The sequence below is a fragment of the Microbacterium sp. BF1 genome (assembly GCF_019279095.1).
GTDB classification, from domain to species: Bacteria; Actinomycetota; Actinomycetes; order Actinomycetales; family Microbacteriaceae; genus Microbacterium; species Microbacterium maritypicum.
Genome location: NZ_JAGYWT010000420.1, coordinates 1 through 2,141 on the forward strand (window position 1 = coordinate 1; position 2,141 = coordinate 2,141).

At 67.3% G+C, this 2,141-nt stretch carries 1 protein-coding gene and 2 pseudogenes; 2 read left to right on the forward strand and 1 reads right to left on the reverse strand.

Translation table 11 applies throughout. The annotated features are described in order from the left end of the window. The coding region (locus tag KZA10_RS13055; RefSeq protein WP_256934825.1) for an AsnC family transcriptional regulator at window positions 1-675 on the reverse strand (675 nt) is incomplete at its 3' end. Between the two features lie 222 nt (window positions 676-897). Here KZA10_RS13055 and KZA10_RS13060 point away from each other — a divergent pair. Beyond that, window positions 898-1,602: pseudogene (locus KZA10_RS13060) on the forward strand (MFS transporter); the annotation flags it as partial. Further along, a pseudogene (locus tag KZA10_RS13065) lies at window positions 1,598-1,996 on the forward strand (arginase family protein); the annotation flags it as partial. The pseudogenes KZA10_RS13060 and KZA10_RS13065, both read left to right, overlap by 5 nt. Window positions 1,997-2,141: the final 145 nt, after the last annotated feature.

Here is a 2,141-nt window from a genome sequence, read left to right on the forward strand (position 1 = left end):
GCATCGCGCCCGACAACAGCAATCATCTATGCCAAGGACCCGGATATTACGCGATGACGAAGGCGTCGCCCTGGATCCTTCCCCCTGGCCGGAAGCTCGGCGGCTGGAGATGCTTGCGCGGCGAATTTCGACGGCCGAGGGCGACGGGCGCACCTCCTCGCCCAGTGCGCGGAAGCTCTTGCGTCCGTCGGCCTGCAGCTGTTCGATCAGCGCCTCATCGATCGTGTCGAGGGTGACACCGCCGTGGTACTCCGAGACGAAGAAGCCCTTGATCACGGTCGAGTAGATGATCGTGCTGATGTCGAGCACGCCGTCGATCGCACGGATCAGGGCCAGCAGGTCGTGCAGCTCCGACATCGAGCCCACGCGCACCTCGGTGACCACGTCGTGCGCCCCGCCGACGGCCGACACCAGCACGGTCTCGCTCATGTCGCGCAGGTGCTCTGCCACGAGCTCGACTGAGCCGTCGGTGCGGATGGAGACGTGGGCGAGCACGTGCTGACCGAGAAAGACCGGGTCGACGGCGGCGACGACCCGCACCGTACGGTCGGCGAGCATCGTGCGCAGCCGCGCGGCGACGGCGGCCCGAGACTGCCCGAGTCGCTGTGCCAGCGAGAGGATGCTGGCGCGACCGTCTTCCTGCAGCGCACGGATGAGTTCGGCGTCGAAATCCATGGTTCCGCTCGATTCGGTCAGTTTCCCGCGATCGCACGCTTCGTGGTGCCTAAAGCCAGTGTAGGAGCCTTCTCGGCGACCGGGTAGGCGCGCATTGCACGAATGCGCGATCATATATTCAGTGAATCCGTGTTATCACTGGAGTTCTGCGCTTGCTGGCCGGGCCGCACGTCCGTAGCATCCTTCGCTATCCGACATCTTCCGCAAGGGAGCGGGCACCCCATGACCACTACCCCCACCAGCGGCACCCACAGCCGGGCGCGACGCGCCGGCATCGCCGCCTTCGTCGGTACCACCATCGAGTGGTACGACTTCTACGTCTACGCGACCGCCGCGGCGCTCGTCTTCGGTCCGCTGTTCTTCCCGAGCGGCGACCGGCTGGCCGAGACCGCAGCGGCCTTCGCGACCTTCGCCGTCGCCTTCCTCGTCCGCCCGCTGGGTGGCATCATCTTCGGCCACATCGGCGACAAGCTCGGTCGGCGCACGTCGCTGGTCATCACGCTGGTGATGATGGGCGCGGCCACGGTTCTCGTCGGCTGCCTGCCGACCTATGAGAACATCGGCATCCTCGCCCCGATCCTGCTGATCCTGCTCCGTGCGGTGCAAGGGCTCGCCGTCGGCGGCGAGTGGGGCGGTGCGGTGCTCATGAGCGTCGAGCACGCCCCCGAGAAGTCCAAGACCTTCTACGGCGGCTTCACGCAGCTCGGCAACCCGGCCGGCGCGCTGCTCGCCTCTGGCATCTTCGCGATCATGACCCGCATGGGCGACGACTTCATCATCAACGGCGGCTGGCGCATCCCGTTCCTGCTGTCGATCGTGCTGGTCGGCGTCGGCTTCTGGGTGCGTTACCGCGTCGAGGAGACCCCTGTCTTCGAGGCGAAGGTCGAGGGGCGCAAGCAGTCGATGCCGTTGGCCTTCGCGCTGCGCACCGGACGTGTCGCCGTTCGCGATCGCGCAGGTGGTGGATGCCGGTGACATCCCGGTCAACCCGTTCGACCTCACCGAGGCCGTGAGCGAGGTCGAGCGCGCGGCACTGGCCCTCGGCGAGCAGGTGCAGCACATCGTGACGATCGGCGGCGACCACACGGTCGCGCTGCCACTGCTGCGGGCTGTCGCCGCGAAGCACGGCCCGGTCGCTGTGCTGCATTTCGATGCCCACCTCGACACGTGGGACACCTACTTCGGGGCGCCCATCACGCACGGCACACCCTTCCGTCGCGCGAGCGAGGAGGGGCTGATCGACCTCACCGCGAGCTGCCACGTCGGCACCCGCGGACCCCTGTACTCGAAGCAGGACCTCGAAAACGACGAGCGCCTGGGCGAAGGCGGCACCCAGCGTGATCATCGATGCAACTCCGCCGACCGCGGCGATCAGCGTCACCACGAAGACCGGGCGGTCTCTGCGTGCGGGGACCAGAATGTTCCGGATGAGAGGCGTCGACATCGTGACGCCGATGAAGGCGACG